At 57.5% G+C, this 25,833-nt stretch carries 31 protein-coding genes and 1 tRNA gene; 15 read left to right on the top strand and 17 right to left on the bottom strand.

Annotated features, from left to right (window positions below):
• Positions 1-5: 5 nt before the first annotated feature.
• Positions 6-449: a type II toxin-antitoxin system RatA family toxin gene (locus tag AABB29_RS00350; RefSeq protein WP_341368832.1), complete on the bottom strand. Its 444-nt coding sequence runs from the start codon at positions 447-449 to the stop codon at positions 6-8.
• Between the two features lie 85 nt (positions 450-534).
• Between AABB29_RS00350 and hpt the strand changes: the two genes are divergently transcribed.
• Positions 535-1,089: a hypoxanthine phosphoribosyltransferase gene (gene hpt, locus AABB29_RS00345; protein WP_341368833.1), complete on the top strand. Its 555-nt coding sequence runs from the start codon at positions 535-537 to the stop codon at positions 1,087-1,089.
• On the opposite strand, the gene AABB29_RS00340 is transcribed toward hpt, so the two are convergent.
• Entirely contained in the window at positions 1,086-1,595 is a 510-nt protein-coding gene (locus AABB29_RS00340; protein WP_341368834.1) for a hypothetical protein, read from the bottom strand. The two genes, hpt and AABB29_RS00340, sit on opposite strands and share 4 nt — an antisense overlap.
• Positions 1,596-1,718: 123 nt before the next feature.
• Here AABB29_RS00340 and AABB29_RS00335 point away from each other — a divergent pair, with 123 nt between their 5' ends.
• The 4 genes from AABB29_RS00335 to AABB29_RS00320 are packed head-to-tail and all read left to right on the top strand — an operon-like array spanning position 1,719 to position 5,624.
• A complete protein-coding gene (locus tag AABB29_RS00335) occupies positions 1,719-2,603 on the top strand; it encodes an NAD(P)-dependent oxidoreductase (protein ID WP_341368835.1) in 885 nt (294 codons plus the stop codon).
• Complete coding sequence (locus tag AABB29_RS00330; protein WP_373636708.1) at positions 2,600-3,538, top strand: isopenicillin N synthase family dioxygenase; 939 nt, start codon at positions 2,600-2,602, stop codon at positions 3,536-3,538. Before AABB29_RS00335 ends, AABB29_RS00330 begins: the two co-directional genes overlap by 4 nt.
• Positions 3,535-3,945 (top strand): DCC1-like thiol-disulfide oxidoreductase family protein, encoded by a 411-nt coding sequence (locus AABB29_RS00325; protein ID WP_341368838.1) that lies wholly within the window; start codon positions 3,535-3,537, stop codon positions 3,943-3,945. Before AABB29_RS00330 ends, AABB29_RS00325 begins: the two co-directional genes overlap by 4 nt.
• Positions 3,942-5,624: a DUF4166 domain-containing protein gene (locus AABB29_RS00320; RefSeq protein WP_341368839.1), complete on the top strand. Its 1,683-nt coding sequence runs from the start codon at positions 3,942-3,944 to the stop codon at positions 5,622-5,624. Before AABB29_RS00325 ends, AABB29_RS00320 begins: the two co-directional genes overlap by 4 nt.
• On the opposite strand, the gene AABB29_RS00315 is transcribed toward AABB29_RS00320, so the two are convergent.
• Positions 5,589-6,236 (bottom strand): TIGR02453 family protein, encoded by a 648-nt coding sequence (locus AABB29_RS00315; RefSeq protein WP_341368840.1) that lies wholly within the window; start codon positions 6,234-6,236, stop codon positions 5,589-5,591. The genes AABB29_RS00320 and AABB29_RS00315 overlap by 36 nt on opposite strands.
• Positions 6,237-6,381: 145 nt before the next feature.
• Here AABB29_RS00315 and AABB29_RS00310 point away from each other — a divergent pair, with 145 nt between their 5' ends.
• Positions 6,382-7,683: an MATE family efflux transporter gene (locus tag AABB29_RS00310; protein ID WP_341368841.1), complete on the top strand. Its 1,302-nt coding sequence runs from the start codon at positions 6,382-6,384 to the stop codon at positions 7,681-7,683.
• Here AABB29_RS00310 and AABB29_RS00305 read toward each other — a convergent pair.
• Together AABB29_RS00305 and AABB29_RS00300 are read right to left on the bottom strand one after the other, a co-directional pair.
• Complete coding sequence (locus tag AABB29_RS00305) at positions 7,680-8,468, bottom strand: Hint domain-containing protein (RefSeq protein WP_341368842.1); 789 nt, start codon at positions 8,466-8,468, stop codon at positions 7,680-7,682. The genes AABB29_RS00310 and AABB29_RS00305 overlap by 4 nt on opposite strands.
• 61 nt (positions 8,469-8,529) lie before the next feature.
• Positions 8,530-8,691 (bottom strand): hypothetical protein, encoded by a 162-nt coding sequence (locus AABB29_RS00300; protein WP_341368843.1) that lies wholly within the window; start codon positions 8,689-8,691, stop codon positions 8,530-8,532.
• A 374-nt stretch (positions 8,692-9,065) separates the two neighbouring features.
• On the opposite strand from AABB29_RS00300, the gene AABB29_RS00295 reads away from it, so the two are divergent.
• Entirely contained in the window at positions 9,066-10,115 is a 1,050-nt protein-coding gene (locus tag AABB29_RS00295; RefSeq protein WP_341368844.1) for a Gfo/Idh/MocA family oxidoreductase, read from the top strand.
• On the opposite strand, the gene pgeF is transcribed toward AABB29_RS00295, so the two are convergent.
• The 3 genes from pgeF to lgt are packed head-to-tail and all read right to left on the bottom strand — an operon-like array spanning position 10,116 to position 12,801.
• Positions 10,116-10,871 carry a peptidoglycan editing factor PgeF gene (gene pgeF, locus AABB29_RS00290; protein WP_341368845.1) on the bottom strand — a complete coding sequence of 252 codons (756 nt, stop codon included), beginning with the start codon at positions 10,869-10,871 and terminating at the stop codon, positions 10,116-10,118. It abuts the gene before it with no gap.
• On the bottom strand, positions 10,868-11,926 hold the full coding sequence (locus AABB29_RS00285) for an SAM-dependent methyltransferase (RefSeq protein ID WP_341368846.1): 1,059 nt from the start codon (positions 11,924-11,926) through the stop codon (positions 10,868-10,870). Before AABB29_RS00285 ends, pgeF begins: the two co-directional genes overlap by 4 nt.
• On the bottom strand, positions 11,923-12,801 hold the full coding sequence (gene lgt, locus AABB29_RS00280) for a prolipoprotein diacylglyceryl transferase (protein WP_341368847.1): 879 nt from the start codon (positions 12,799-12,801) through the stop codon (positions 11,923-11,925). The genes AABB29_RS00285 and lgt overlap by 4 nt, the downstream gene beginning before the upstream one ends.
• Positions 12,802-12,906: 105 nt before the next feature.
• Between lgt and AABB29_RS00275 the strand changes: the two genes are divergently transcribed.
• Together AABB29_RS00275 and AABB29_RS00270 are read left to right on the top strand one after the other, a co-directional pair.
• Positions 12,907-13,152 (top strand): accessory factor UbiK family protein, encoded by a 246-nt coding sequence (locus tag AABB29_RS00275; RefSeq protein WP_341368848.1) that lies wholly within the window; start codon positions 12,907-12,909, stop codon positions 13,150-13,152.
• 98 nt (positions 13,153-13,250) lie between these two features.
• On the top strand, positions 13,251-13,478 hold the full coding sequence (locus tag AABB29_RS00270) for a hypothetical protein (RefSeq protein ID WP_341368849.1): 228 nt from the start codon (positions 13,251-13,253) through the stop codon (positions 13,476-13,478).
• A gap of 79 nt (positions 13,479-13,557) precedes the next feature.
• Here AABB29_RS00270 and AABB29_RS00265 read toward each other — a convergent pair whose 3' ends face one another.
• Together AABB29_RS00265 and AABB29_RS00260 are read right to left on the bottom strand one after the other, a co-directional pair.
• Entirely contained in the window at positions 13,558-14,193 is a 636-nt protein-coding gene (locus AABB29_RS00265; RefSeq protein WP_341368850.1) for a porin family protein, read from the bottom strand.
• Between the two features lie 132 nt (positions 14,194-14,325).
• Positions 14,326-14,964: an outer membrane beta-barrel protein gene (locus AABB29_RS00260; protein ID WP_341368851.1), complete on the bottom strand. Its 639-nt coding sequence runs from the start codon at positions 14,962-14,964 to the stop codon at positions 14,326-14,328.
• Positions 14,965-15,222: 258 nt separating this feature from the next.
• Here AABB29_RS00260 and AABB29_RS00255 point away from each other — a divergent pair, with 258 nt between their 5' ends.
• On the top strand, positions 15,223-16,260 hold the full coding sequence (locus AABB29_RS00255) for a M42 family metallopeptidase (RefSeq protein WP_373636707.1): 1,038 nt from the start codon (positions 15,223-15,225) through the stop codon (positions 16,258-16,260).
• Positions 16,261-16,296: 36 nt separating this feature from the next.
• A complete protein-coding gene (locus tag AABB29_RS00250) occupies positions 16,297-17,022 on the top strand; it encodes a sulfite exporter TauE/SafE family protein (protein WP_373636706.1) in 726 nt (241 codons plus the stop codon).
• Positions 17,023-17,055: 33 nt separating this feature from the next.
• Here AABB29_RS00250 and AABB29_RS00245 read toward each other — a convergent pair whose 3' ends face one another.
• Complete coding sequence (locus tag AABB29_RS00245) at positions 17,056-18,258, bottom strand: pyridoxal phosphate-dependent aminotransferase (protein ID WP_341368853.1); 1,203 nt, start codon at positions 18,256-18,258, stop codon at positions 17,056-17,058.
• 81 nt (positions 18,259-18,339) lie between these two features.
• Here AABB29_RS00245 and AABB29_RS00240 point away from each other — a divergent pair, with 81 nt between their 5' ends.
• From AABB29_RS00240 to AABB29_RS00230, 3 genes are all read left to right on the top strand, one after another.
• Complete coding sequence (locus AABB29_RS00240) at positions 18,340-18,732, top strand: helix-turn-helix domain-containing protein (RefSeq protein ID WP_341368854.1); 393 nt, start codon at positions 18,340-18,342, stop codon at positions 18,730-18,732.
• Positions 18,729-19,001, top strand: coding sequence for a succinate dehydrogenase assembly factor 2 (locus AABB29_RS00235; protein ID WP_341368855.1), 273 nt, complete (start codon positions 18,729-18,731; stop codon positions 18,999-19,001). Before AABB29_RS00240 ends, AABB29_RS00235 begins: the two co-directional genes overlap by 4 nt.
• A 103-nt stretch (positions 19,002-19,104) precedes the next feature.
• The gene (locus AABB29_RS00230; RefSeq protein WP_373636705.1) at positions 19,105-19,626 is read left to right on the top strand and encodes a MarR family winged helix-turn-helix transcriptional regulator; all 522 of its coding nucleotides are present in this window, start codon (positions 19,105-19,107) and stop codon (positions 19,624-19,626) included.
• 221 nt (positions 19,627-19,847) lie between these two features.
• Here the strand turns inward: AABB29_RS00230 and AABB29_RS00225 are convergent, their stop codons facing one another.
• The 6 genes from AABB29_RS00225 to AABB29_RS00200 all read right to left on the bottom strand — a co-directional run bounded on the left by AABB29_RS00225 (position 19,848) and on the right by AABB29_RS00200 (position 25,115).
• The gene (locus AABB29_RS00225) at positions 19,848-20,276 is read right to left on the bottom strand and encodes a VOC family protein (protein WP_341368857.1); all 429 of its coding nucleotides are present in this window, start codon (positions 20,274-20,276) and stop codon (positions 19,848-19,850) included.
• Positions 20,277-20,485: 209 nt separating this feature from the next.
• A tRNA-Glu gene (locus AABB29_RS00220) sits at positions 20,486-20,560 on the bottom strand.
• Between the two features lie 74 nt (positions 20,561-20,634).
• Positions 20,635-22,395 carry a single-stranded-DNA-specific exonuclease RecJ gene (gene recJ, locus AABB29_RS00215; protein ID WP_341368858.1) on the bottom strand — a complete coding sequence of 587 codons (1,761 nt, stop codon included), beginning with the start codon at positions 22,393-22,395 and terminating at the stop codon, positions 20,635-20,637.
• 49 nt (positions 22,396-22,444) lie between these two features.
• Entirely contained in the window at positions 22,445-23,410 is a 966-nt protein-coding gene (glpX, locus tag AABB29_RS00210) for a class II fructose-bisphosphatase (protein ID WP_341368859.1), read from the bottom strand.
• Between the two features lie 124 nt (positions 23,411-23,534).
• Positions 23,535-24,821, bottom strand: a complete 1,287-nt coding sequence (locus tag AABB29_RS00205) for a homoserine dehydrogenase (protein WP_341368860.1) — start codon at positions 24,819-24,821, stop codon at positions 23,535-23,537.
• A gap of 54 nt (positions 24,822-24,875) precedes the next feature.
• The gene (locus AABB29_RS00200; RefSeq protein WP_373636704.1) at positions 24,876-25,115 is read right to left on the bottom strand and encodes a hypothetical protein; all 240 of its coding nucleotides are present in this window, start codon (positions 25,113-25,115) and stop codon (positions 24,876-24,878) included.
• 80 nt (positions 25,116-25,195) lie between these two features.
• Between AABB29_RS00200 and AABB29_RS00195 the strand changes: the two genes are divergently transcribed.
• A complete protein-coding gene (locus AABB29_RS00195; protein ID WP_341368861.1) occupies positions 25,196-25,789 on the top strand; it encodes a TetR/AcrR family transcriptional regulator in 594 nt (197 codons plus the stop codon).
• Positions 25,790-25,833: the final 44 nt, after the last annotated feature.

Genomic DNA, 25,833 nt, shown 5'->3' with positions numbered 1-25,833 from the left:
TGCGATTAGTCATAAAGCTCGGACGCGCGCCGTTCGAAGGCCCGGACAACCCGCTGCATTGCGTCATTGAAAAACATCGTGGCCGCGCCCTGCATCAATCTGTTTTTGAATTCGAAATCGACGGAAAAGTCGACTTCACACCCGCCTTCGATGTCCCGGAATTGCCATTGGCTTTCCAGATGGCGCACCGGCCCATCAAGGTAAGAGGTGTCTATTTTCAGATCATCTGGCCACATGGTCACGCGGCTGCCAAAGCGTTCGCGAAAGACTTTGAAAGAAATGACTAGATCGGCCAGCATCACGATTTTGTCGCCCTCATCCGTGGTGCTACGGATACGGGCCGCTGCTGTCCAAGGCAGAAACTTCGGGTAATTCGCCACATCCGCCACAAGATCATACATTTGCCGTGCAGAATAAGGCAGCTGCTTGGTTTCGGAATGCGTCGGCATCTTGGGGTCTTTCGCGAGTGACTTCGCGATAGGATGTCGTAAACTCCGCGTCGAAAATCAACCCTTGAACTGGTCTGAGGTCGCTATGACGCATTCCCCCTACGTGATTGATGAAATGATTAGCGCCAAAGCCATTGCCGCACGCATCGAAGGCCTGGCCCGCGAAATTCAGACTGAATTCTCGGGCACAAGTAAGTTGGTTGTCGTGGGGCTTCTGCGTGGGTCATTTGTTTTTATCGCCGACCTTGTGCGCGAATTGGACCTGCCTGTTGAGGTCGATTTTCTAGAGGCGTCTTCCTATGGCGATGCGATGGAAAGCAGCCGTGAAGTGCGCATTTTCAAGGACCTGCGCGGCCAGATTGAAGGGCGCGACGTGCTTGTGGTCGAGGATATTATAGACACCGGCCATACCCTGTCCCATGTCAGCGATTATCTGAAAACCAAACACCCCTCGCGGCTGCGTTCCATCGCGCTTTTGGATAAACCCGCCCGGCGCGAGGTTGATTTCAAAGCCGATTGGACCGGTTTTGAAATCCCTGATGAATTTGTGGTAGGGTATGGGATCGATTTTGCGCAGCGCAACAGAAACCTGCCGCATATCGGCAAGGTGCGCTTCGTTGAGGCGGAAGAGGGGGCTTAACGCCCTTCCTGCCCGCGCCTGTTGCGCAGCCAGGCCCATATCGCAATCACACCCCCGTCAAAGACCACGGCAGTTGTAATCGTCGGCAAGATCGCGGTGTTGCCGATATCCTTCCACAGGAAAATACTTACCCCTAATTTGGCAAGCGCCCCAAGGTTGGCAACAGCCAGCCCGTACCAGAAACTGCGTTTCCAAAACGCCGCGGCCAAAAGCCACAAAAAGATGACGACCGCCGATACAAATCCGACCCAGCCAAGCAATGTCAGCCCTTCGAGCATCTCACGTTCTTTTTGCAGAAAGTCGATCACGTAAGGTTTGGGTATGTCGGGGGCTGGAAAGATCACGGCGCTGATTGGGAAAAAGACCGCCAAAGCAATGGTGCCAATCAGGCTGCGAAACCAAGCTGCGGCGCAAAAGGCCAGCATAATCAACGGGCGGGTATACCAGCTTAGCTCATTATGGTGCCTGGCCCAGGCCCAATCTGCGATGTCTGCCCAAAATTCCATATGCGACCTTTGCTGCAAATTTGTATGCGGACCCTAACGACGGTTCTATTCAGACGCGAGCCACGAATGCGCATTGCTCGCCGTGCACATGCCGGGGTAGGTTGGGTCAAAACGGAGTGGACGATGCGTGTTTTCTTTACAGGAGGTAGCGGTAAGGCTGGCAAGTGGTCCATCCGGCATTTGCAAGAAAAGGGTCATTCGGTTGTGAATGCGGACCGCGTCCCCTCTGGTCTGGATGTGTCTGAATTACTGATTGATTTATGTGATGCAGGCCAAGTGATTGGTGCCATGTCGCAATTCACCGATTTTCCTGAATTGGATGCGGGCACGGGCGTGCCCCGCTATGATGCAGTGGTCCATTTCGCGGCTGTTCCGCGCGTGATGATTGGCACCGATGGTGAATGTTTCCGCCAAAACACTTTAAGCACTTATAATGTCATTGAGGCGGCCATAAAGCTGGGGATTCCAAAGGTGATCTTTGCCAGTTCTGAGACCACATATGGCGTCTGTTTCGCCGATGGTGAGGTCAAGCCTGACTATGTACCTGTGGATGAAGACCACCTCACAGTGCCCCATGACAGCTATGCGATGTCCAAAATCTGCAACGAGGCGACGGCAAGATCCTTTCAGGCCCGCACGGGCTGCGACATATACGGGCTGCGTCTGAATAATGTGATTGAACCACATGAATATGCGGAAAACTTCCCTGCGTTTATGAAAGACCCCGCAACACGCCGCCGCAATATCTTTGGCTATATCGATGCCCGTGATCTTGGTCATATGGTTGATTGTTGTCTTTCTACCGATGGTCTGGGCTATCAGATCTTTAATGTCGCCAATGACGATATGTCTGTTGCGATCACGTCGGATGAGGTGATCGCCCGTTTCTATCAAGATGTCCCCGTCCGCCGATCTATGCGCCCGGATGAGACGTTTTTTGCGAATGACAAAGCCAAGAAAATGGTTGGCTTTGCGCCGAAACATTCCTGGCGCGACGTGTTGTCATGACGAATTTCCCCAGTTTTGATTTGACCGCGTTTGAGACCGCAACGGGCGAGGCGCGCGCGGGGCTGGCCCTGCGTCTGGATGAGATTTGCCGCAGCATTGGCTTCTTGGTTCTGCGCGGCCATGGTGTCGATCCGCAGGTGATTGACGATGTCTGGCAGGCCGTCGGGGAATTCTTTGCACAAGACCCGGATGCGAAAGGGCAAGTGGCGCCGCCATATCAAGGTTACCCCTATGGTTATCTGGGCCCCAATGCCGAGGCTTTGGCCCGCTCGCGCGGGGAAGATACGCCGCCCGATCTGAAGGAGAGCTTCAATGGCGGCCCGCTGAGCGTGCCTGCACAGGCCAGTGCCGAGGCGCTTGATTTTTGCTACAAACCCACGCTTTGGCCCGACTTGCCAGGGTTTCGCCCCGCATGGGAGGCCTATTACGCCGCGATGGAGGATTTGGCTGAGCGGATCATGCGCGCCTTTGCGGCCGCATTGCAGCTGCCCGATGATTTCTTTGCGCCGATGATTGGCCATCCAATTTCGGCCCTGCGTGCTTTGCATTATCCAGCGACGCTTGGCGCGCCCGAGGTGGGCCAGCAGCGCGCTGGGGCACATTCGGATTATGGATCGCTGACGATCTTGCTGCCTCAACCGGGCCGCCCCGGGCTTCAGGTGCAGCAGGGCAGTGCATGGGTTGACGTGCCCGCACCACAGGATGCCTTTGTGATCAATATCGGCGATCTGATGGCCCGCTGGACGGCGGATCGCTGGGTTAGCACGCTGCACCGTGTTGTGGCGCAGCCGGGCCAAAAGGCGCGCTTTTCACTGGCGTATTTCCATCAGCCTGATTGGGACGCCAATATCGCCCCCTTAGATGGCTCAACCGCCTATCCGCCTGTCCGTTCGGGTCCCTATTTGATGGGCAAATTCAAGGCGACTGGCGTTTGAAACCTGGCAGTGATTATCCTGTTGCGGTGATGGATGGGACATGCGCCCTATGCTGTTGGGGCGCCCGTATGCTGCACCGGATGGACAAAGGCGGCGCCATACGTATTGCTGCCATCCAATCCGATACCGGCGCTGCACTGATGCTTGCGCATGGGCTTGATCCGCTGGGCCCTGAAAGCTGGCTTTTCATCGAAAACGATCATGTCTGGCGTGACTTTGATGCGGTGATTGCAGTTGGTTCACGCTCGGGCGGTTTGGGCCGGGTCTGTCTGCTGCTCCGTTGCATCCCGCGCGCGTTGCGCAATTGGCTTTGTGCGCGTGTGGCGCGCAACCGTTATCGGCTCTTTGGGCGGGCCGATTTCTGCACGGTGCCTGATGCCGCTTTTCAAGCAAGGCTTTTGCCATGAAAGCGGTGATCCTGGGCGGATATGGCGTTTTTGGAGAGCGGCTTGCACGGCTGTTGCTGCGTGATGGGCATGAGGTCATTGTCGCTGGACGGACAGCCAATAAGGCCGAGGCTTTGGCCCAGGAATTGGGCGCATCGGCGCTGGTTGTTGATCGGACCGGTCCGCTGGATGCGCTTTGGGCCGAAAAACCAGATGTGCTGATCGATGCAGCCGGCGCCTTTCATGCCTATGGCGATGATCCCTATGGCTTGCCAAAGCAATGCATCGCGCACGGTCTTCACTATCTGGATTTGGCGGATGACCCGGCCTTTTGTGCTGGCATTGCGGAGCTTGATAAAAGCGCCAAAGATGCCGGTGTCTTTGTTCTGTCGGGCGTGTCCAGCGTGCCCGCGATCTCATCGGCGGCAGTGGCGGCCTTGGCGCAAGATATGCGTGAGATTGATACGATCAGCACGGCCATCTTGCCAGGCAATCGCGCCCCGCGCGGACGGTCGGTTGTGGCAAGTATATTGCATCAATGCGGCCGGCCATTTGACGTGCAAATCGACGGGGTCGCCTGCCCGCACCGTAGCTGGTCTGAACCAGAGCGTTTTGATTTGGGCGGCGGCCTGATCCGCCAAGGTTGGATGATTGAGGTTCCCGACCACCGGCTATTTGCCCCATATTTCAAAGCGCGCAGCGTGTTCTTCCGGGCCGGGCTTGAGCTGGGCGTGATGAATTACGGGTTAGGCGTCTTATCCTCGCTGCGCCGCTATTCGGGTTTTGGGATCGCGCCCTGGTTTGTTGGGCTGATGGTGCGGATGGCCCAGCTTCTGTGGCCCTTTGGATCGGATCGCGGCGGCATGTATGTATCCGTGACGGGGCGCGGCGCAACGGGATGGGAACGCAAAGAATGGTGCCTGGTCGCAGAAGCGGGTGACGGCCCGTTCATCCCAGCCGTAGCAGCGCGCGCGATTTTGCGACAGCCAGAGGCGATTAACACTGGCGCGCGCCCGGCGCTTGCGACATTGCCCTTGGCCAGGATTGAGGCCGCGATGGCTGATCTGCAGGTGACGACAAGAATGGTCGATCATCCGATGACCCCTTTGTTCCCACGCCAGCTTAAGGATCAGTTCGCACAGCTTCCGCCATCTGTTCAGCAGGCGCATGCGGTTTATGGGCCCCGCCGTTGGTCGGGTAAGGCGCGGGTGAGCCGCGGGGCATCGCTTTGGGCGCGGATGTTGGCGCGGCTCTTTGGCTTTCCTCCGGCGGATGAAAATGTGCCCGTGACAGTCGCAATGATCCCCCAAAGGGATGGTGAGCTATGGGAACGGCAGTTCGGCGGCAGATTATTTCGGTCTTTTCTGCGCGAAAAGGATGGAAAGATGACCGAGCGGTTCGGGCCGTTTACTTTTCGGCTGGGCCTGCATGTGTCGGGGGGACAGCTGCATTTCCCGGTTGAGGCCGGGCGGTTGGGCCCGCTGCCAATACCGCGATTTTGTCTGCCGCAAAGCGTTGCCTGTGAATATGAACAAGATGGACGGTTTCATTTTGATGTAGCGTTGAAGGCGCCGATCACGTGCGGTCTGATTGTCCATTATCAAGGCTGGCTGGAACGGGCGGCTACAGCGACACAAGACAAGATGAGTTCAGACTCGCCATCTCTAAGCATCAGCGATCGAAATGAGGAGGCTGTTTAGTGGCCACAGCGCGTTGAATGCAGACATGATCTGCTCTTCCAGCGTGCCGCTACTTTCCAATTCACGGCTGGCGACGACACCTTTCATGCGCAGTAACGAAGCAGCAGGATGGTCTTTGTCAAAGGGGGCTGGCACGCGTTTCAGGGCGGGTTCCCGAAACGTAAAACCCTGCCCGGTCAGATCAGTGGTGATTGCCGTGATCCGGTCTGTATCCAAATCCACCATCTGCCGCCAGTTAGAGAGTACGGGCTTATCAAACCCCATGATGCCTGCGCCCGTTGTGACGTAATCCCGGCCGACACCGAAAAAGAAAACAGGGTCTTGCGGCGCCCCGCTTTCCACCCGCCACATCATATGAAGATGGGTGTTATACGGGGTTTTGTCCTTTGAGAACCGCACATCCCGATGCGGCCGAAAAAGCTTGGTATGGATGGGGAGATCGGTCAGCTTCGCGAGGGGGGCTGCAATGTCTTCGAGCAATTGAAGGGCAGGTGCCTTCAGCTTGGTGTCATAAGTCGGTTTGTTGTCCTGCCACCAGGTCTTGGTGTTATTCGCGGCCAGTGCTTCATAGAATTGCACTGCATCGCTAATCAATGTGTCGTTCTTTGACATCTGGCTGTCCTCCGCTGGCAAAAACCTGCCATGCATTGCAATCGATTGTCTATGGACGCGTGCCCTGGTTCTGGCTTAAGCCTTGCTGATGACTGGGTCAGCACAGACATATCGACAACATGCGCGCGCGATATATGTGCTGGGAATGCCGCTGATTCTGAGCAATTTGGCCCAGTTCGCGATCCATATCACAGATACAATCATGCTCGGCTGGTACGATGTAACGGCATTGGCCGCATCCACCATTGCGGGGACGATGTTCTTTATCACATTTATTGTGGGCGCCGGTTTTGCGCAGGCTGTCACGCCCCTGGTTGCGGCGGCCGCAGAAGAGAATGACGATGTGCAGGTTCGCCGTGTCACGCGGATGGGGCTGTGGCTGTCTGTGTTCTATGGGGTCGCGATAACAATCCCTTTCTTTTGGACAGAAAAGATCCTGATCGCCATTGGCCAAGATCCTGCCGTGGCTGAACTGGCGCAGATTTACTTGTGGATTGCGATTTGGCAGATGGTGCCAGCTTTGATCGTGATGGTCTTGAAGTCTTTTCTGGCCGCATTGGAACATACGGCCATCATCCTTTGGGCAACGGGTGGGGCGGCGGTCCTGAATATATTTGTAAATTACGCGCTGATTTTCGGAAATTGGGGCGCGCCTGAACTGGGCATTCGCGGCGCCGCAATCGCGTCGCTTAGTGTGACAGCCATCAGCGTTTTGATCCTGCTTATCTATACGCTGCGCCGTCTGCCGCAATATCAGCTGTTCCGGAATATCTGGCGCAGTGACCGTGATGTGATGGCCCGCGTGTTCCGCGTCGGCTGGCCAATTGGGCTGACATCTTTGGCCGAAGGTGGCCTTTTCAGTGCGGCTGCCGTGATGATGGGGTGGATCGGCCCGATCCCGCTGGCTGCCCATGGTATTGCAATCCAGCTGTCGGGGCTGACCTTTATGGTTCATATCGGCTTTTCGCAGGCGGCGACGGTGCGTGCCGGTCGGGCGCTGGGCCGCAAAGATGAGCTGGCGCTGCGCCGCGGAGGAAAGACCGCTATTGCGATGTCGGCCTGCTATGCATTGGCCACGTCCGTCGTCTTTGTGGTGTTCGCCGAGCAGCTTGTCGGACTTTTCATTGACCCCGATGAGCCGCAGCGCGCGGCCCTGCTTGAGGTTGGTGTCAGTCTCATCATCCTTTCGGCTGTGTTCCAGCTGGTTGATGGGCTGCAGGTTATGGCACTTGGGCTGCTGCGCGGGGTGCAGGATACGGCAGTGCCGATGATCATGGCATCATTCAGCTATTGGGGTATCGGTTTACCATGTAGCTATGTGCTGGCCTTCCCGCTGGGCTTTGGTCCGGCAGGCCTATGGGCCGGGCTGGTTGTGGGACTTGCGCTTGCGGCGGTTACGTTGTCCTGGCGTTTTTGGGGGTATGCGGTATATCGGGCGACAGCTTAGATACCATCCAGCAGCTCAAGGTCACGCAGACGCAGGCGTGGGCTTTTCATGTCGCCGAAGTCTTCCAAATCAATCTTATGTGGGAACAGCGCGAGATATTGCGCCAGCATATCACCGCGCAGCCCAAGCGCAAAGGCCGTGCCAGGATGCAGGCTTTCGATTTCGACACCATTGACCGACAGGCTTTGGTGCCGTTCGAACCCAAGTTGGTAGACACGCACTGGCGCAGCAGGGCGCAGTTCGATGATGTTGATCCCATCCAGAAAGTCCCGCATCGGCAAAAAGGCAGAGCCACGCCCCGTCAGGGTGCGAATACCCGGCGAGCGGTGCAAAAGCCGCGCTGTGGGGCCGAGAATAAGATCGGGTGAGGGGCGGTTTGGGCCCAACGCCTCGGCGGTGATCCGGGTCAGACTGTGCTGTGCGGCATCGGCACAGGGTCTGGCTGGGTCAACTGTCATCGAGCCGCGCCAAAGCAACTTGTCATATTGCATATTTGCCAGGCGGATTTCATCCCCCGGCAAAAGATCTTCGACAGCCATCGGCCCGGCTTTGGTCTGAACGATCGCGCCATGGCCCAAGGCCCCAAAGGCATCTTCAAACGACGCGATGGCTGGTGCCTCGCGGGTTAATTCGTTGATTTGGTTGTCGGGTGTTAGATAGGTAATGCTGTATTTGCGCAGCGGAAATTGCGTGCGCGCTGTCCCGCTGGGCGAGGACGGGGAGCGGGGTGATGTTTTCCCCCGTGGGCCAGAGCGGGCCCCATTTGACGAAGGTATTTTATCCATGGAATGGACCGTTCGATCGCCGATATATCATTCTTGATATGTTTGGCGGTCGCACGCGGAACTAAGCGCGGCGCGCTTCGGCATTGCGTGGCAGGCGGACCAGCTTCGTCTTGGCTTGCCGACGTGCGATCATGGCTTTGCGCGTCTCGCCGCGCTCCCATGGCATGGGTGTGTCATATGCAGCGACGGCGGCTTCGAGCGATTTTTGCCAGCGGCTTTTCATCTGATACCTCTTTTCTTCATCAGCGGGGCTTCTATTTCCGCCGTTAAGCCTAACTTGTCGGACCAAACTGGCGACAGTTTGACGCTGAGACGACAAGCGCAGATCAAACAAGAAATACTGGTAAAATGACTCTATGTATCTGAAATAATGTATATTTTACCTGCTTTCGGCGTCAAGTATGATGAACCGGAGTTTAACGGAATGTGCCGTGATCGCCGTCTTGCCATATTACCGCCCTGATGTTGCGAGGGGGCACGCTTGATCGGCCTTATTTGAATGTCGCTGGCCAGATGGCTTTCACGCAGCACCGAAAACGGCTGGTGTCGACCTTCGGCTTGCCAGATAAACCCATCAAACGGATAGAGGACAAAGATATGGTCACATCACGGGACATCCCCATCGGCGTTGCTTTGATCGGTGCGGGTATGATTGCCAAAACCCATGTGGCCGCGCTGTCGGCGGCGCGTGATATTGCACGGCTATCCGCGATTGTCTCGCGCAACCCCGACAAGGCGTATTATCTGAAAGATTTTTATGAAGGGCCTGCGCCAGTCTTCACATCAGATATTGCTGCAGTCGCCGCTGATCCATCGATTGAGATCGTGATCATCGCGACACCGCCAAGCGTGCGTCATGAAATCATCGGCACATTCGCAAGCGCTGGCAAGCATATCCTTCTTGAAAAGCCGGTGGCGCGCAACAGCCGCGAGGCGCAGGACGTTGTTGAGATATGCGCGGCGCATGGTGTCACATTGGGTATGTTGTTCCAGCACCGGATGCGGGCGCCTGCAATGGCTGCGGCCCGGCATGTCGCGAGCGGTGCGCTTGGTAAGCTTGGATTGGTTGAGATCGCTGTTCCGCTCTGGCGGGCGCAATCCTATTATGATGAGCTTGGTCGCGGAACCTATGCGCGCGATGGCGGCGGGGTGATGATCACCAATGCAATCCATTCTATTGATCTGGCGCTTAGCCTGACTGGCCCGGTCATACAGGTACAAGCGATGACCGCCACAACGCCGCTGCATCAGATGGAGGCCGAAGACTTTGCCACTGCGGGTCTGACATTTGCGAACGGGGCGGTGGGTACTTTCACGGCCAGCACGGCTATGTTCCCGCACCGCACCGAAACGATCACCTTGCATTTTGAAAACGGGTCATTGCGGATGGATAAGGACGCGCTGGATGTTCATTGGCGCGATGGCCGACATCAGATCGAGGGTCAGTCAAGAACAGAAGCTGCTGTTGCCTCGCTCACGGGGCGGTTTGAGTGGCATCAAGCCGTCATCGAAGATTTTATCGCCGCGATACGGGCAGGGCAGGCGCCAATGGTTACAGGACGTGAGGCGCTGGCATCGCATCGTCTGATTGAGGCGATTGAACGCTCGTCTCAGGCAGGGACCATTGTCGATGTGCCGCAAGGCTGATCAAAGGCGGATGGCTGAGATCAGTCGCCCATAATCAGCCTCGCGCTGATGAACAGAGCGGCGGTAGCTATAGAACCGGTCTGGATCAGCATAGGTGCAGTGCCGGGTCCAGCTGGTCTTGCCGACGCCAAAGCTGCGCAGGCGGTGTATGCCAAAAGCGGGTAGATCAAATTGGAAACGTCCATCTTTGCCGGCTGCAAAAAACCTGCTATGGCTGTCGTCAACGTCCAGAAACTGTGTCCGAAACTCCGGGCCGACTTCGTAATTGCGTTGACTGATCGACGGGCCAATCACCGCTGTGATATTGGCCCGGGCAGCGCCAAGCGTTTCCATCTGCCGTACCGTTTCCTCAAGTACCCCGTGCAACGCGCCTTTCCAGCCGGCATGGGCCGCGCCAATGACCCCGGCTTTTTGATCCGAAAACAGCACCGGCTGGCAATCCGCAGTCAAAATGGATAGGGCGACACCCGGCGTTGCAGTGACAAGCCCATCGGCCTTGGGGTGATGGTGCATCGCGTCCATGACGGGCACGACCACTGCAGAATGGATTTGATGCACCCCAACCAAACGGTCTGGCGCGACCTGCAACTGCGCCGCTACGCGCTCGCGGTTGATTTCAACCACGTCATGTTGGTCAGAGCTGCCAAAACCGCAATTCAGTCCCGCAAACACGCCCGATGACGCGCCGCCTTTGCGGGTAAAGAACCCGTGCTGGGTGCCTTGCAAGGCCGGATGGGTGATCGCTTCTAGTGTCATGGCTCTAATCCTGGTGGCGGATTTGCGTCGCGGGGCGTGATCCCGATGACTTTGAATAGCTCACCCATTTCAGCCGGGTGGGTCAAGCGCCGATGTGCCTTGATATGCGTATCAAGCGCATCACCTGTCAAATTCCGCGCCAAAGCCTGCGCCCGTTCGGTGATGCCGAGCCGTTCTAGAAACACCCCTTGGGTCGTCAACCGGCTATGGGTGGCCTTCTGTGTACCCTGCGCGATTGCGGCAAAATCGACATGTGCAGTCAGGTCCGCCGCACCCGGGGCGGCTAAGACATCGGCCCGCGCGTGACCTGCGAGGGCTTGCAACGTGTCCCCTTGCGATTGCCAATCGCCGTAATCAATGATCAGCGCGGCCCCGCCATGGGTTGCGATACGGTCATCGATTTCGGCGGTGATCGCTGGCAAGGCGGGGCAATATTCGACCAGATCCCCATCTTGCGTGTCTTCTAGCCGATGCGCCAATGCGCCCAGCGGGGCAGGATCAGACAGACCGAAGGTAAGCGTGCCATCAGGCGCCCCGATCATCCGTTCCCGCCATCCGCCGCCTTCGCGGATAAATTGCCGGATGGGCAATGCGTCGAAAAATTCATTGGCGATCAGGAAAAGGGGCACCTGGGGAAGTGTGTCAATCTGATCATGCCATGTGGCATCCGGCACTAGCTGCGCTTGTTTGCGCCGCAATGGCTTGGACGTTTCTACAAAATGCACAGCAACGGCGTCGTGAAAGCCGGGCACCCGCCGCGTGGCGCGCAAGATATCGGCCATCAATGTGCCGCGCCCGGGGCCAAGCTCGGCCAAGATGCAATTGCCGGGTTTGCCTTGCTCGATCCAGGTTTGCGCCAGCACCAGACCGATCAATTCGCCAAACATCTGGCTGATCTCTGGCGCGGTAATGAAGTCCCCTGCCACGCCCAGCGGATCGCGGGTGGCGTAATAGCCATGTTCGGGATGCATCAGGCATTCAGCCATATAGTCAGCCAGGCTGATCGGGCCGGCCTGCGCGATGCGGGCAACCAGAAGATCACCCAGCGCTGTCATCTGCGCCGGGCAAAGAAAATCAGCATTAGGCCGACAACAATCATCGGAAGCGTGAGTAGCTGTCCCATGGTCAGCCCGTAGCCGTTATAATGTAGGGCGAGCCCTAATTCGTTGCCAATGCTGACAAATTGCGCATCGGGCTGGCGGACGAACTCAACCAGAAAACGGGCAAAGCCGTAACCTGCAAAAAAGACACCCGTCAGAAGCCATGGTTTTTTCAACCCACCAAAGCGGAAGGCTAGCAGCATCAGGATCGTGCCAAGCAGCAAACCTTCAAGCCCCGCCTCATAAAGCTGCGAGGGGTGCCGCACGCAGGGCGTGCCAACCGTGGCACAAGATTGCGCTGCAGCGCCAGGAAAGATGACGCCCCAGGGCAGGTCCGTCGGGCGGCCCCAAAGCTCGGCATTGATGAAATTGGCGCAGCGGACCAAGAGCACGGCAGGTGTGGCCGAGACCGCGATGATATCGGCCAGATCGGGTAGGGGCACTTTGTGCCTGCGGCTGAACAGGTAAACGCCCACCACGACGCCCAGAAAGCCGCCATGAAAAGACAGCCCGCCCTCCCAGATTTTCAGAATATCCAGCGGATTGCTGAGATACTCACCTGGTCTGTAAAACAGCACATAGCCCAAGCGGCCGCCGCCAATAACACCCATGACGATGTAGGTGAGCAAATCTTCAAGTTGGCTGATCTGCATCGGCGCGCCATTCCGCCAAAGCTGCGGTCGGCGCAATGCGGCTTTTATGATCTGCCATCCCAGATAGATCCCGACCACATAGGCCATGGCGTACCACCGCAAGGTGATCGCGATACCAAACAGCGTGACTGAGAAAATCTCAGGCGAGATATCGGGAAAGGGAATTGCTGCGAACATAGGGCCATTCCTTGTCCGGGGCTGCCACGAAGTCAACCAGCCTTGTTGGGTTGTGCCGACCTTTGCTTAACCCCATATAAGAGGTAATCGGATTTGGAGAGAGCCATGCAGAGCAAGAACAAGTTTTTCGACGATCTTAGCCAGCTGATGACAAATGCCATGGGGGTGGCGCAGGGTGCTAAGGACGAAGCGCAGACCGCAATGTCATCGATGATGGATCGTTGGCTTGCTGATCGTGATTTCGTCACGCGCGAGGAATTTGATGCCGTTCGGGCAATGGCGCAAAAGGCCCGCGAAGAGAATGATGCGCTTGCTGCACGTTTGGCGGCCTTGGAAGCGGAAAAGAAATAAGCGCCGGTTTGCGCGAAATTTCGGAACTTTCCCCCTAGGTTTGCGCAGCAATCCTACGCATGATGGGGGCAGATGAATATTCCAGACAGGAGAGACCGATGGACCTAGGCAATATTGTAGGCAAATTGGCGGGCGCAGTAGGCGGCGGCGATTTCGACTTTGCAGCAAAGCTTGAAGAGCTGGGTGTCGATGCATCCATGCTTGAAAACCTCGATATTGAGGCCGCGAAAACCTTTATCGAGGAAAAAGGATTTGATCTTTCCATGCTTGATAGTCTCGGCCTGGACCTTGACGACTTGATCGCAAAGTTCACCGGCAAAGCCTGAACCGGGTTTGAGGCCCCTTAAAACATGACAAAAGGCGCGGCAATCTATCTATTGCCGCGCCTTTTGTGCATTCGCGGTTCTAAAAGTGGTAGGAAACACGCAGCATTGCGGTTGTGAATTCAATATCAAGACCGGTGTCATCCACATCATCGAATTGATGCATCAACACTTCACCCCCGACCGAGATATTCTGCGACACCATTACGTCCGCACCAATCCCAAAAAATGGGGCCGTGTCCGACAACTCATAAGTGAAACCTGCCGTCTCTGCCTCACCCGATGCATAGGCAAGGCCCGCGGTTCCATACAAAAACGCGGGGCCCACATCTGCACCGGCGCGTAGTTTCAGATGCATCAGGGTTTCCAGATCAAGGGTCGCGCCGCTTTCATCCGCCTCAAGCACGTCAGAGGTGGTGTTGTAATCCAGCTCAACCCCGGCCTTCATCGCGCCAAAAGCACGCTGGACACCTGCGTGAAGCCCGTAAAGCGTGCCGCTGGCCTCTTCGGTACCCAATGGGCCCTCAACGATGATGAACGGAAGGTCGGCGGAAATGGCGCCGACCTGGGCGCCGACATACCAATCATTAGGCGGGACAATGGCGGGCGGAACGGCTTGCAAGACGGGGATGATCGGCTCGCTCAAGCCGCCGGCGCTGGCCGTGCTTGCCGATGCAATCGCGGTAAGAATGATACTATGAAGTCTATAATTTTTCATGGAAGCCTCTTGTATTTTGGGTTGAAAGAAGACGGGTAAAAACGGGCAATTGTTAACGCGAAGGGGGAAATTGACCGGGCGCGACATGCAAGCGCCCGGCCAGAGTTTGGTTCGAAATGATTGGATGTTGCCCTAAAAGTGGTAGGACACCCGCAGCATGGCCGTTGTCAAATCAACCTCCAAACCTTCTTCACCGCTGAAATCCTCGAAATTATGGACCAGCACTTCGCCCCCGACCGAGATGTTCTGGCTGACCATCACATCGGCCCCAAGACCGTAGAACGGGGCGGTGTCGCTTTCATCAAAAGGGTCACCAACAACCGGTTCAGCCGAAAGCGATGCGTAAGCCAACCCGGCGGTGCCATAGATAAAGGCTGGGCCAACCTCGGTACCGGCGCGCAGCTTCAGATGGGCCAACGTGTCCATCTCAATGACGGTATCGGTGCCGCTGTCTTCAAGATCGACATTGGAGGTGTTGTAATCAATCTCAATCCCGGCAGTCAGGCTGCCGAATTGGCGTTGTACACCTGCGTGCAGGCCAAAGAATGGACCGGACAGATCAACCTGTTGTTGTTCACCGGCGTCGCCATTGCTGACAACCTCACCTTCGCCTGGCCCGGCTTGCAAACCTGCATACCAATCAAGTGGCTGCGCAATCGGGGCCGGGGGAACGGGCAGGGGCGCCGGAATAATCGGGTCTGCCAATCCGCCAGCGATTGCGGTGTTTGCGAACAGGCAGCCTGCAACAGTCAGTAAATATTGATGTTTCATTTCAAATCCTTTGGCTTTCTAACATCGATGGCAGCCGGGAAATTTGGTTTGCAAAGACCGTCGACTGCCGTGCTTGAGGTTCTAGCCAAGGGATGAAAACACCGGAAGTTTATGACCCGCATAGTGCTTATGCAGTTTTGCATCGGTGGGGTTGTTCCTGGACAAAGGCCCGGAAAATTGCACCTGTTAAGTCACAATCGCAGTTGCGTTCCTGGCCGGGTAGCCCCAGTCTGGCCCCTGAAAAACAGGAGCGTTCTCATGAATATCGACCTTCTCAAGCGGCTGTGTGAAACCCCCGGTGTTCCCGGACATGAGCACCGGGTGCGCGATCTGATCACATCCGAAATTGATGGCATTTTTGACACAGTTGAGACCGATCCGATGGGCTCGCTTCTGTGCCGCAGGGACGCAGTGAAAGATGACGCGCCCAGAATCATGCTGCTTTGCCATATGGATGAGATCGGATTTCTGGTCAGCCATATCGACAAAAAGGGGTTTCTGTATTTGCAGCCCGTTGGCGGCTTTGACCCCCGCAACCTGTTTTCACGCCGGGTTTTGGTTTGCACCGATGAGGGCGATTATAAAGGCGTGATGAACCCGGGCGGCAAGCCGATCCATATCTCTGCCCCGGAAGATCGCAAGAAAGTACCTGATGTGGGTGAGTTTTTTGTTGATTTGGGCCTGGGTGAAGCAGCCCGCGATCTTGTCAAAATCGGCGATTTTGTTGTGATGGATGAACCATTCCTTGAGATGGGCGATAAATTCGTCTCCAAGGCGCTGGATAACCGGATCGCTTGCTGGCTTGGGATCGAGGCGATGCGCCAACTTGGCGATCAGGGCAAAGGCGCCGAGATTCACGTGGCTTTCACCTGTCAGGAAGAGGTCGGGCTGCGTGGCGCACGAACAGCATCTTTTGCAATCAAACCTGATATTGGTTTGGGTATTGATGTCACCCTTGCATGCGACACGCCGGGTATCCCAGATAAAGACGCGACCACGCAACAAGGTGAAGGGTTCGGTCTGCATGTCCGAGATTCGTCGTTCATCGCAGACAAAGCGCTGGTATCCGAGATCGAAACGCTCGCCCGCGACAAAGAGATCCCCTATCAACGTACCATGCTCGCTGCAGGCGGACAGGACGGGGCGGCGGCGCAACAGGCCGCGGCGGGTGCACGCGCAGTGGGGATCACTGTCGGCACACGCTACATCCATACGGTGACCGAGATGATTGATAAGGGTGATCTGCAAGCCGCGCTGGATATCCTGGTGGCCTATCTGGCCGCATTCGACGGGTAAAGGCGAAGGGTCCGCATCATCGACATCTCTGTTTTCGTGGTGTTGGCCCTTGGGGCCGTCATCGCAGGTTTCGTGAACGGGTTCGCAGGCTTTGGTACGGCATTGGTCGCATCGGGATTTTGGTTTCTCGTGTTGCCTGCCGATGTCGTGCCGCCTTTGATCATCATCTCTGCTTTGGCGGGGCAGGTGGTTGGGCTGATCCGCTTGTCAGGACAAATGAAATGGGGCCGGTCGGCGCATTTGGTGTCCGGCGGGCTTGTTGGCGTGCCGCTTGGGGCCGCGTTATTGGGATATCTGAACCCTCAGGCCGTAAAGGCCGCGATTGGCATTTTTCTGGTGATCTATGCAGCACTGCAATTCAGAGGGCTGCCCGATCTGATCCGGAACGATCACAAAGATGGGCGCGCGGACCGGTTTGTGGGTTTTTTCGGGGGCATCCTGGGTGGTTTCGCCGGGCTATCGGGGCCTGTCCCCTTGGTCTGGCTGCAATTGAACAAACTGTCGCCCATTGCGCAGCGCGAGCGTTACCAGCCATTTAACCTCATTATCCTTGGCTTCGCAGCCATCATGCTTGTGTTCTTTGGCAAGCTCGACCGGACGCTCATGATCTATGGGGCCGTTGCGGTGCCATGCAGCATGGTTGGGGCGGCCATCGGGGTGCGCGCGTTCATCGGTGTCAGTGCCGCCACCTTCAACAACGTGGTTCTTGGGCTGCTCTTGCTTTCCGGCGGCATAATCGTCGTGCAGAGCGCAGCGTTTTGAATGGCGTTACCGTTCTGCTTTTGAGGCCTGACCCTAGCTGAGCCCCGCGCAGAAATCGATGATCCGCTGGCACGCCTCTTTGAGCGCCTCATCTGACGTTGCATAGCTGACCCGGAAGTTGGGGCTGAGCCCGAAGGCTGCTCCGAACACCACGGCCACGCCGGTTTCTTCCAGCAGCGCGGTTGCAAAGACTTCGTCGTTTTCGATCAGGGTCCCGGCCGCGCTGGTTTTTCCGATGCATCCCGCGATGGAGGGGTAGACGTAGAACGCGCCCTCGGGCTTGGGGCAGATGATCCCCTCTGCCCGGTTCAGTATATCGACTACAAGGTCCCGCCGTCGTTCGAACAATGCGTTATTGGGGCGTAGGAAGTCTTGCGTGCCGTTCAGCGCTTCGACCGCCGCGTGTTGGCTGACCGAACAGGGGTTTGAGGTGGATTGCGATTGCACTTTGCGCATCGCTTTGATTAGCATTTCTGGCCCCGCCGCATAGCCGATCCGCCAGCCGGTCATCGCGTAGGCTTTGGAGACCCCGTTGACCGTCAGTGTCCGGTCGTAGAGCTGTGGTTCGACCTGTGCGGGCGTGCAAAACTTGAAGTTTCCGTAGGCCAGATGTTCGTACATGTCGTCTGTCATGATCCAGACATGCGGGTGGCGCAGCAGCACGTCTGTCAGTTCTTTGAGCTCTGACCAGCTGTATCCGGCCCCAGTGGGGTTTGAGGGCGAATTGAACAGGAACCATTTGGTTTTGGGCGTGATCGCGGCCTCAAGCTGGGATGCGGTGATTTTGAAATTGGCCTCAAGCGTGGCCTCGACCGCGACGGGTTCGCCCCCGGCCAGCAGCACCATGTCGGGGTAGCTGACCCAGTAGGGGGCGGGGATGATCACCTCATCGCCGGGATTCAGGGTGGCCATGAAGGCGTTGTAGAGCACTTGTTTGCCGCCGGTGCCTACGGTCACTTGCGCCGGGGTGTAGGACAGGTCGTTGTCGCGGGTGAATTTGGCGCAGATCGCCTCTTTCAGTTCTGGAATGCCATCAACGGCGGTGTATTTCGTCTTTCCATCCGCGATGGCTGCGCGCGCGGCGTCCTTGATGTTCTCGGGTGTGTCGAAGTCAGGCTCGCCCGCCCCAAGGCCGATCACGTCGCGCCCGGCGGCTTTTAGCTCGGCCGCTTTGGTTGTCACGGCGATTGTGGGTGAAGGTTTCACGCGGTCAAGCGTCGCAGATAGGAAAGTCATTTCTGTCATCCGGTGGTAACGAAGGCCTGTCTGTGACATATGACGCGGGCGAAGATGTCGCAAGCAACAAGAGGGGCGCGCATGGCCGAAGATCAGGGATGGTATAGCGAAGATGCGGCAACCTTTGGGGACCGTCTTGCCGGTGCGCGCGAAGCTGCGGGTCTGCGCCAAAAAGGGCTGGCCGAAAAGCTGGGTGTGAAGGTCACAACCGTGATCGGCTGGGAAAATGACCTCAAAGAGCCGCGCGCAAACCGTTTGCAGATGATTTCGGGTATCTTAGGCGTGTCACTAAGCTGGCTTTTGACGGGCGAAGGGGACGGCCCAGAAGCACCTGAAGAAGAAGTGGTGATGTCGGATGATCTGCTGGATCTGCTAGCCGAGATGCGGGCCCTGCGCAGCCAGATTGCCCAATCTGGCGATCGTTTGGGTCGTTTGGAAAAGCGGATGCGCGCAGCATTAAAGGAACGGGTATGACCGAGACACGCGAAAACATGATCAAACGGATGCGCATGCGGTCAATGCGCCGGGGCATCAAGGAAATGGATCTGATTCTATCGGCCTTTGCCGATGTGCATTTGGCGGGCATGGATGGCGACGCATTGGCGCTTTATGATCGTCTACTGACCGAAAATGATCACGATATTTACGGATGGATCGGCGGGCAGTTTGCTGTACCGGCGCATTATAAAGCCTTGATTGACTTGATTGCTACGGGGGCAGAGGGTGTGACGCGCCCTGCATGACGGTACCGCGCGCATATCCAAATAAATCTTCAATTTTTCGCTTTAACTGAATTTTCTTTGTTTCGTCTTATCCGTTGTTTTGAGAAGAAGCGGAGTAGATGATATGAGCATTCATGCAGACTTGGACGTAGCCGCGACCGATGGGATGACTGCGGCGCGCAGCGCAGCTTTCATGGCATCCTATTTGGACGCGTTGACCCTGGTGGAACGGTTGCATCGCCTATTGCTGGACGTGATCAAGGATGAATTCGAACGGGTTGGTGTGCTGGAAATCAACGCAGTTCAGGCCTTGTTGTTGTTCAATGTCGGCGAAAACGAAGTGACGGCCGGTGAATTGAAGACCCGTGGTTACTATCAGGGGTCGAACGTATCCTATAACCTGAAAAAGCTGGTTGATATGGGCTATATGCACCACCAACGCAGCGAAATTGATCGCCGTTCGGTGCGCGTTCGTCTGACCGAAAAGGGGCGCGAGGTGCGCAATGTCGTCGAACAGCTGTTTGCAACCCACGCTGACGGCCTCGTTGACCGCAATGTGCTGGATCAGAATGGGATTGAGGAAATCACGACCTCACTGCGCCGGGTAGAACGGTATTGGACCGAACAGATTCGGTATATTTACTGAAGCGATTGTTCGGCGTGGTTAGGGATGCAGCGCCCGTGACGCGTTTTGTAGTTCAGGCGTATCACCGCCGTTGATGGCCGCGTAAGGTGTCGGGACTACCAAACACCCGTCCCGCAGTGATCGGCAGGTGATGGCAAGGATTCAACTTGCCATCGGGCTCTTCGCGGTTCCCCCGTGGCGGGGGAGGCTGAGGCGAGTTTGGGTGGCGATCCCTTACCCTTTTACCAATGGCCGGTATTTTCCATGCTGGCCCAAGGCTCGGCGATGGGAAGATTGTCGCCAGCTTGCAGCAATTCGACCGAAATATTGTCGGGTGATCGGACAAAAGCCATGCGGCCTTCACGGGGCGGGCGGTTGATGGTTACGCCGTTATCCATCAAGTGTTGGCACATCTCATAGATATTATCGACCTCGTAGGCCAAATGCCCAAAATGCCGCCCGTCGGTTGGTAACGCATCATCGCCATCCCAATTATATGTCAACTCAACCGGGCAATCCTCTTGCCCGGGGGGCGCCATGAAAATCAGGCTGAACCGCCCGGCTTCACTATCGATCCGACGTGTTTCTTGAAGTCCAAGCAGGGCATAGAACGCCATGGATTTTTCCAGATCTTTGACCCGGACCATCGTGTGCAAATATTTGAGTGGCATATGGTGGCTCCCTTCGATGCATTTTCTGTGAAGGTAGCCTTTCCGCCGCGACAGTAAATGTCCAATCTTGCGTTGGGATTTGCATACAACGGATCGGGCTGTTCCCAGTGTGCCGCTGCCACACAGTACAGGTCCCGGATAAGGGTGCTCAACGCGACTGGACCAGATAGGGCTGCGTCATAATTCTAACATTTCCAGAGAAGCACCAATGGCAGTCCCTAGGGGAATCGAACCCCTCTTTCCAGGTTGAAAACCTGGCGTCCTAACCGATAGACGAAGGGACCGCTGTTGGTGCGCCGCTTTTAGGGAATGCGCGGGACAGACGCAAGAGGGTTTTTGCGCTTTTTGTGCGGTTTTTTCAATGCGCCGCTACCGCGTCCTCAAGCCGCAATTGGACAGACTGACGCCCTTGCCAAGTGTTGATTTCAAGTCGTCCGGCCAGATGGAAGCGGGCGCCGTTATGCTGCAGGAGCATCGGCCCGATTGGTCCGTCCATGGCACCAAAGCTGATCGCGTCGATGCGTGCGCCCATGCCATCCCCAAAGCTGATTTTCAGATGGTTCGCACCCACCTGTTTGGCAAACAGAATCTGTACATCGGGAAAAGCAAAGCGTGGGGCAGGGGCACCCGCGCCGAAGGGGCCCGCGTTTTCCATCTGATTGACGAGCTCAATGCTGGCTGCCCCAGGCATCAGTAGCGAATCGATCCGCAAATCCGCAGGGCCGATATCAGCGGCCCCCTGTTTGGCCAAAAGATCGCCTAGCCGCGCCATTGCCGCATCCAGCTGGTCCCGCGCGACGGTCAGGCCCGCGGCCATTTTATGCCCGCCGCCCTTGATGAGCAGTCCTTCATGGGCCGTGCGCTGGATCGCCGCCCCCAGATCGATGCCCGAGACCGAGCGGCCCGAGCCTTTGCCCTCATCCCCGTCCAGCCCAATAACAATGGCGGGCCGGTTCGTCGCCTCTTTCAGCCGTGCGGCCACGATCCCCACAACGCCCGGGTGCCAGCCTTCGCCTGCCGCCCAGACCAGCGGCCCGTCGATGCCGCGCGTCGTTGCCTGTTCCATGGCCTGTTCGCGCACGTTTGCCTCGACCTCGCGGCGTTCGGTGTTCAGCTGGTCCAGCCTTTCGGCCAACGCTTGTGCTTCGGCAGGGTCATCGGTTGCGAGCAGCCGTGCCCCAAGATCAGCCTTGCCGATCCGCCCGCCCGCATTCACCCGCGGACCCAGCAAAAAGCCAAGATGGTAGCTATTGGGCGCCTGATCCAGCCCTGCGATATCCGCGAGGGCCGTCAACCCCACCCGTTGCCTGCGCGCCATCACGGCCAGTCCCTGGCGCACGAAGGCCCGGTTTACCCCCGTCAGCGGCGCCACATCGGCCACAGTCGCCAGCGCCACAAGATCGAGCATCCCCATCAAATCGGGGCCCTTGTGATCCTGCGCGCGCATCTGTCTGTTCGCCTCGACCAGCATCAAAAACACAACGCCAGCGGCGCAAAGATGCCCAAGCGCCCCGTCTTCATCTTGTCTGTTTGGGTTCACCACGGCCCAGGCGGGCGGCAGCGTTTCGCCGCCCAAATGGTGATCCAGAACGATCACATCGGCGCCTGTCGCCGCTGCAATGGGCCCGTGTGAAAGCGTGCCGCAATCAACGCAGATGATCAGCTGATGATCGTCTGCGAGCTGCTTCATCGCTGCCTCGTTTGGTCCATAGCCTTCGTCAATCCTGTCGGGGATATACAGCGTCGCGGGCAGATCCATCGCGCGCAGCCATGTCATCAACAGCGCCGCCGAGGCCCCGCCGTCCACATCATAATCGGCAAAGATCGCGATTTTTTCGCGATCTCTGACGGCTTGTAAAAACCGCGCCGCCGCTTTTTCCATATCGCGCAGCGCATGTGGGTCGGGCAGCAAGTCGCGCAATGTCGGGGCGAGAAACCCCGCCGCCTCCTCCGCGTTGACCCCGCGCCGTACCAATGTGCGGCAAAGCGGGGCAGGCATGTCGCTTGTCTGCGCCATCGCCTCTGATAGCCTGTCTTCCTCGACAGACGGGCCGATCCAGCGCCGTCCTGTTGCGGATTGTGCGACCCCGAGGAACGCATGATCTTGTGTCTGTGTCATCGCCGGCCACATTATAGAAAGGGGGCCGGGGATACCACGCCGGAATCGGTTAGCTGATGGGGTTGCGATAAATCATGCGCCGCACCGATCCGGTTTTCGAGCGCATCAGGATCGTCTCAGCTGTCACAAAACCGACCTCGCGTTTGATCCCTGGCACAAGCGAGCCGTCGGTCACACCGGTGGCCGCAAAGATCACATCGCCCGTCACAAGATCATCGCGCGTATAGACCCGGTCGAAATTGGTGATCCCCGCGTTACTGGCCCGGCCACGTTCGTCATCATTGCGGAACAAAAGCCGCCCGTAAATCTGCCCGCCCATGCATTTCAGAGCCGCCGCCGCCAGCACCCCCTCGGGTGCGCCGCCAGAGCCCATATACATATCGATCCCTGTAAGATCAGGTTCGGCGCAATGCATCACGCCGGCGACGTCGCCATCCGTGATCAGCCGGATGGCGGCGCCGGTGCCGCGCAGCTCGTCGATCATGTCTTCGTGACGGGGCCGCTCCAGAACGCAAACGGTGATATCATTGGTCGAACAGCCTTTGGCGGCGGCCAGTGCGGACACCCGTTCGGCAGGCGACATATCCAGCGTGACGACACCGGTCCGAAAACCCGGGCCGATGGCCAGCTTGTCCATGTAAACGTCGGGTGCGTGCAGCATCGATCCGCGCGGCCCCATGGCGATCACCGCCAGTGCATTGGGCATATCCTTGGCCGTCAGGGTGGTTCCCTCAAGCGGGTCCAGCGCAATATCGACGCCCGGGCCGGTACCTGTGCCCACCTCTTCGCCGATATATAGCATAGGGGCCTCGTCCCGCTCGCCTTCGCCGATAACGACAACCCCTGCAATATCCAGCTTGTTCAGCTGGGTGCGCATGGCATCGACAGCAGCCTGATCAGCGGCTTTTTCATCGCCCCGTCCGATCAATGGGGTGCAGGCGATGGCGGCGGCCTCAGAGACCCGGGCAAGTCCGAGAGACAGGTTGCGGTCGTTGAAATCGGCAGGGTTTGGCATCCGGGCAGTCCTTTGTTGCGTTTGCCTACCCTAAATCCTGCCCGCCCGGCGGGGACAAGACTGTTTGCGCTAAAGGAGACGCTGGTTTTTGCGACTGCCCAAAATTCGCGAATTTTGGGGTGGTTCAGACCGCTTCGATACGGATCGCAACGGGATCCCCTGCGACAACGCCGGTGCTACCAAAGGCGGCTATTGCCTCATCCAATGCGCTACGCGTTGTCTTATGCGTGACGATCAAAACCGGCGCCGATGTGTCATCGTGGCCGTATTGGCGCATCCGGTCGATCGAGATGCCAGCCTCACCCAAAGCATGTGCAATTTTTGCAAGCGCGCCTGGCTTGTCCAAAAGCTGCATCCGCAAATAGTAGGGCGCGGGCACCGCGGCCCTTGCGGGCCGCGCTTTGCGCAGGGTTCCTGCCGGCTGCCCGAATGTGGAAATGCGAAAGCCGCGGGCGATATCCATCACATCGCCCATCACGGCGCTGGCGGTCGGGCCTTCGCCCGCACCCGGCCCGCGCAGGACGATTTGGTTCACGGCATCCCCTTCCAGCACAACCATGTTAGTCCCGCCTTCCAGCTGCCCCAGCGGGGAGGTATCCGGCACAAGGCAGGGCGACATGCGTTGTTCCAGCCCTCTCCCGGTCAGCTGTGCGACGCCCAAGAGTTTGATTTTATAGCCCATATCGGCGGCTTGGTTGATGTCCTCAATCGTGACCGATCCGATCCCTTCCAGCTCGACCCCGTCGAAATCAACCTGCGTGCCAAAGGCAATCGACGATAGCAGCGCCAGTTTATGCCCCGCATCGATCCCGCCAACGTCAAGTTCGGGGTCAGCCTCAAGATAGCCCAGTTGATTGGCCTCATCAAAAACCGCTTCATAGCTCAAGCCTGCATCCTGCATCCGGGTCAGGATATAGTTGCAGCTGCCATTCATCACGCCCATCACGCGGGTGATGTCATTGCCTGCAAGGCCCTCGGTCAACGCTTTGACCACGGGGATGCCGCCCGCAACGGCCGCTTCAAATCGGATCACGCGGCCCGCATCTTCGGCCGCTTCGGCAAGCGCCTGACCATGCACAGCAAGCAGCGCTTTATTGGCGCTGACCACATCCTTGCCTGCAGCGATTGCCGCCTCGGTTGCGTCTTTGGCAGGGCCTTCATGGCCGCCCATGACTTCGACAAAGACGTCAATATCGGCGCGGGCGGCAAGGGAAACCGGATCGTCTTCCCACGCGTAACCAGACAAATCTACATCGCGATTCTTTGATTTAGATCGGGCTGATACGGCTACGATTTCAATAGGCCGCCCTGCGCGTGCCGCCAGCAAATCGCCGTGTTTCTGCACGATCCGCACAATCCCGACCCCAACAGTGCCCAATCCTGCAATTCCGAGGCGCAAAGGTGTGGTCATGGGCTGGTCCTGTCATTTTCCGCGTTGCGCCTGCCTACTACCCAATAGGGCAGGTTACTGCAACGCGCTGATGTCAATCCGGCGCAATCGGGCGGCCCGGGCCTGCAACGCCGCGATCCGCGCACTCAGCGGATCGTCCGCAACGGGCAGCCCCACATAGTTCTCGGGTAGGGGCTGCAATGTCGGGTAAGGCGCATCGCGGGCGGCATCGCTGATCGTGCCCTCAAGGGCTGGAAATTCTGCACAGGCAGATAACAAAAGTGCAAAGGAAAGGCAAAACCGCATAGCGCGCAAGTTACGCCGCCTGCGTATCTGCGTGCAAGCCCAGTTCCGAAGGGGTTTTCAAATGAACGCCCGTTCAGTTACACGGGGTCATGGCACGCAAACAAGGCTCTCACGCGGATATCACAGGCCCCAAGGTTCAGCAGGCTGCTTTGCGGCTGATCGCCGATCATGGATTTGCGGCCGTATCCATGCGCCAGATCGCAGCCGAGGTCGGCGTGCAGGCCGGGGCGCTCTATAATTACACGCCGGATAAGCAAAGCCTGCTCTTTGATTTGATGCAGGGCCATATGGATGATTTGCTTGGCGCGCTTGAGGCCGCTGCATTTCAAGGCGATGCTTTGACCCGGTTAGAGGCGTTTACCCGGTTTCATATCCGCTTCCATCTGCCCCGTGCTGATCAGGTTTTTGTGTCCTACATGGAGCTGCGCAACCTGTCTGCCGCGAATTTTGCCGAAATCGAAAAGATGCGCCATCGCTATGAAGATGCGCTTGAGGATATATTGCGCGTAGGCCAGGCAGAGGGTGTCTTTGCCGTTGCCGATACCCGCGTCGCTACGATGGCGATTATCGGAATGCTCACCGGGCTAAGCCATTGGTATCGCGATGGCGGCCGCTTGGATATGATCGAGATTGAGGCAATTTATTGGGATTTGGTCCGCAAATCTGTTGCGAAACCGGCCTAGCCGCTGTGCTGTGGGCAGAACGTCACTGGAACGATCTACTGGAA

Source organism: Yoonia sp. BS5-3, assembly GCF_038069655.2.
GTDB classification, from domain to species: Bacteria; Pseudomonadota; Alphaproteobacteria; order Rhodobacterales; family Rhodobacteraceae; genus Yoonia; species Yoonia phaeophyticola.
Note: the sequence above shows the minus strand (reverse complement) of the source record. Positions and strands in the feature narration are given on the sequence as shown.

What these genes read in the sequence shown, in the direction of transcription:
- AABB29_RS00285 (WP_341368846.1), bottom strand. Translation starts at nt 11,926, where the DNA reads ATGACAGCGCTGGGTGATCTTCTGGTTGCCCGCATCGCGCAGGCCGGC.
- AABB29_RS00205 (WP_341368860.1), bottom strand. Translation starts at nt 24,821, where the DNA reads ATGACCACACCTTTGCGCCTCGGAATTGCAGGATTGGGCACTGTTGGG.
- pgeF (WP_341368845.1), bottom strand. Translation starts at nt 10,871, where the DNA reads ATGACACTAGAAGCGATCACCCATCCGGCCTTGCAAGGCACCCAGCAC.
- AABB29_RS00195 (WP_341368861.1), top strand. Translation starts at nt 25,196, where the DNA reads ATGGCACGCAAACAAGGCTCTCACGCGGATATCACAGGCCCCAAGGTT.
- AABB29_RS00235 (WP_341368855.1), top strand. Translation starts at nt 18,729, where the DNA reads ATGACCGAGACACGCGAAAACATGATCAAACGGATGCGCATGCGGTCA.
- AABB29_RS00275 (WP_341368848.1), top strand. Translation starts at nt 12,907, where the DNA reads ATGCAGAGCAAGAACAAGTTTTTCGACGATCTTAGCCAGCTGATGACA.
- recJ (WP_341368858.1), bottom strand. Translation starts at nt 22,395, where the DNA reads ATGACACAGACACAAGATCATGCGTTCCTCGGGGTCGCACAATCCGCA.
- AABB29_RS00295 (WP_341368844.1), top strand. Translation starts at nt 9,066, where the DNA reads ATGGTCACATCACGGGACATCCCCATCGGCGTTGCTTTGATCGGTGCG.
- lgt (WP_341368847.1), bottom strand. Translation starts at nt 12,801, where the DNA reads ATGTTCGCAGCAATTCCCTTTCCCGATATCTCGCCTGAGATTTTCTCA.
- AABB29_RS00335 (WP_341368835.1), top strand. Translation starts at nt 1,719, where the DNA reads ATGCGTGTTTTCTTTACAGGAGGTAGCGGTAAGGCTGGCAAGTGGTCC.
- AABB29_RS00340 (WP_341368834.1), bottom strand. Translation starts at nt 1,595, where the DNA reads ATGGAATTTTGGGCAGACATCGCAGATTGGGCCTGGGCCAGGCACCAT.
- AABB29_RS00240 (WP_341368854.1), top strand. Translation starts at nt 18,340, where the DNA reads ATGGCCGAAGATCAGGGATGGTATAGCGAAGATGCGGCAACCTTTGGG.
- AABB29_RS00245 (WP_341368853.1), bottom strand. Translation starts at nt 18,258, where the DNA reads ATGACTTTCCTATCTGCGACGCTTGACCGCGTGAAACCTTCACCCACA.
- AABB29_RS00320 (WP_341368839.1), top strand. Translation starts at nt 3,942, where the DNA reads ATGAAAGCGGTGATCCTGGGCGGATATGGCGTTTTTGGAGAGCGGCTT.
- AABB29_RS00225 (WP_341368857.1), bottom strand. Translation starts at nt 20,276, where the DNA reads ATGCCACTCAAATATTTGCACACGATGGTCCGGGTCAAAGATCTGGAA.
- AABB29_RS00270 (WP_341368849.1), top strand. Translation starts at nt 13,251, where the DNA reads ATGGACCTAGGCAATATTGTAGGCAAATTGGCGGGCGCAGTAGGCGGC.
- AABB29_RS00230 (WP_373636705.1), top strand. Translation starts at nt 19,105, where the DNA reads ATGAGCATTCATGCAGACTTGGACGTAGCCGCGACCGATGGGATGACT.
- AABB29_RS00300 (WP_341368843.1), bottom strand. Translation starts at nt 8,691, where the DNA reads ATGAAAAGCCGCTGGCAAAAATCGCTCGAAGCCGCCGTCGCTGCATAT.
- AABB29_RS00265 (WP_341368850.1), bottom strand. Translation starts at nt 14,193, where the DNA reads ATGAAAAATTATAGACTTCATAGTATCATTCTTACCGCGATTGCATCG.
- AABB29_RS00310 (WP_341368841.1), top strand. Translation starts at nt 6,382, where the DNA reads ATGCCGCTGATTCTGAGCAATTTGGCCCAGTTCGCGATCCATATCACA.
- glpX (WP_341368859.1), bottom strand. Translation starts at nt 23,410, where the DNA reads ATGCCAAACCCTGCCGATTTCAACGACCGCAACCTGTCTCTCGGACTT.
- AABB29_RS00315 (WP_341368840.1), bottom strand. Translation starts at nt 6,236, where the DNA reads ATGTCAAAGAACGACACATTGATTAGCGATGCAGTGCAATTCTATGAA.
- AABB29_RS00255 (WP_373636707.1), top strand. Translation starts at nt 15,223, where the DNA reads ATGAATATCGACCTTCTCAAGCGGCTGTGTGAAACCCCCGGTGTTCCC.
- AABB29_RS00330 (WP_373636708.1), top strand. Translation starts at nt 2,600, where the DNA reads ATGACGAATTTCCCCAGTTTTGATTTGACCGCGTTTGAGACCGCAACG.
- hpt (WP_341368833.1), top strand. Translation starts at nt 535, where the DNA reads ATGACGCATTCCCCCTACGTGATTGATGAAATGATTAGCGCCAAAGCC.
- AABB29_RS00305 (WP_341368842.1), bottom strand. Translation starts at nt 8,468, where the DNA reads ATGGATAAAATACCTTCGTCAAATGGGGCCCGCTCTGGCCCACGGGGG.
- AABB29_RS00260 (WP_341368851.1), bottom strand. Translation starts at nt 14,964, where the DNA reads ATGAAACATCAATATTTACTGACTGTTGCAGGCTGCCTGTTCGCAAAC.
- AABB29_RS00350 (WP_341368832.1), bottom strand. Translation starts at nt 449, where the DNA reads ATGCCGACGCATTCCGAAACCAAGCAGCTGCCTTATTCTGCACGGCAA.